The 1,673-nt window shown below is 51.2% G+C and carries 1 protein-coding gene and 1 pseudogene; both read left to right on the top strand.

Going from position 1 to position 1,673, the window contains the following annotated elements:
• Positions 1-65: 65 nt before the first annotated feature.
• Positions 66-986, top strand: a complete 921-nt coding sequence (locus tag ACTHUE_RS18110) for a patatin-like phospholipase family protein (protein ID WP_107768602.1) — start codon at positions 66-68, stop codon at positions 984-986.
• Between the two features lie 107 nt (positions 987-1,093).
• Positions 1,094-1,673: pseudogene (locus tag ACTHUE_RS18105) on the top strand (RNB domain-containing ribonuclease); the annotation flags it as partial.

The following is a 1,673-nucleotide window of genomic DNA, read 5'->3' as shown; positions in this document are numbered from 1 at the left end:
AGACGGCCTTTCGACTTAATTTCAGAGTAAAATAACCCTTTCGACATATTAAAGGCTGTCTGAACATGAATAAACTTTTTTCCACATTCAAAACGTTTTTAGCCGCTTCGTCCGTCTTGGTATTGGCCGCCTGTCCGAGCGGCAACTCGCCGCAATCCAAACCTTCTACGCAGGGTCAAAATACGGTTTCGCATACTGCACCCAAACCGAAAGCCACGGTTGCGCTGGCTTTGGGCGGCGGCGCGTCCAAAGGCTTTGCCCATATCGGGATTATTAAGGTTTTGAAAGAAAACAATATTCCGGTAAAAATCGTTACTGGTACATCCGCAGGCTCGATTGTCGGCAGTATGTACGCTTCGGGAATGTCGCCCGACCGCCTCGAATTGGAAGCAGAAATTTTGGGTAAAACCGATTTGGTGGATTTGACCTTGTCCACCAGCGGCTTCATCAAAGGCGAAAAACTGCAAAACTACATCAACCGCAAAGTCGGCAACCGTCCGATGCAGCAGTTCCCCATCAAATTTGCCGCCGTTGCGACCGATTTTGAAAGCGGCAAACCGGTGGTGTTCAACGTAGGCAATGCCGGACAAGCCGTCCGCGCTTCTGCTTCGATTCCGAACGTGTTTCAACCTGTCGTTATCGGCAGCCGCAAATATGTAGACGGCGGCCTGTCGCAACCCGTACCGGTCAGCGCGGCGAAAAAAATGGGCGCAAACTTCATCATTGCCGTCGATATTTCCGCCCGTCCGGCCAAAAACGTCAACCAAGGCATGTTCTCCTATCTTGACCAAACCTTCAACGTGATGAGCCAAACCGCCTTGCGCCAAGAATTGGGACAAGCCAATGTGGTCATCAAACCGCAGGTTTTGGAGCTGGGTTCGGTTGGCGGTTTCGACCAAAAACAACGCGCCATCCAACTGGGTGAACAGGCCGCACGCGCCGCCCTGCCTGAAATCAAACGCAAACTGGCGGCATATCAGTATTAATTATCCGCCGTTTGAACAGGCCGTCTGAAAGTATGTTTTTCAGACGGCCTTTCTTGTGCAAATCTGCTAAAATCACGCGTTTCCTACAAATCATAAAATCCTAAAAAATGAATATCTTTTACGAAGAGTCCGGCCAATTCAAAGTTGCCTCCATCGTCCAAAAAAACGACGCCACCTACCAAGTCGATACCCAACACGGCAAACGCACCAAAGTGAAAGCAAACAATGTTTTTGCCGAGTTTGACGGCGATATGGCGGCATTTTTGGAAAACGCGCAGGCACAGGCGGCGGATATCGACACCGATTTATTGTGGGAAGTATGCGGCGAAGAGGAATTTACCGCCGAAGCCATCGCCGAAGAATATTACGGCCATGCGCCGACCAAAACCGAGCTGGCGGCGACTTTGATTGCGCTGTACGCCGCGCCGATGTATTTCTACAAAAAAGCCAAAGGCGTGTTCAAAGCCGCGCCCGAAGAAACCTTAAAACAAGCGCTTGCCGCCATCGAACGCAAAAAACAACAAGACGCGCAAATCGACGCTTGGGCGGAAGCCTTGAAACGCGGCGAGATGCCGTCTGAAATCGCAGCGGATCTGAAAACCATCCTGCACGCGCCCGACAAGCAGTCGCTGACCTACAAAGCCTTTACCAAAGCCGCCGATGCGCTGAAAACCTCCGCCTACGAAC

It is taken from the genome of Neisseria sp. P0021.S005 (genome assembly GCF_051956955.1).
The sequence above is the reverse complement of the archived record's forward strand: the minus strand, read 5'-3'. Positions and strand labels throughout refer to the sequence as shown.

Excerpts from the sequence above, each read along its gene's own strand:
- ACTHUE_RS18110 (WP_107768602.1), top strand. The coding sequence starts at position 66 with ATGAATAAACTTTTTTCCACATTCAAAACGTTTTTAGCCGCTTCGTCC.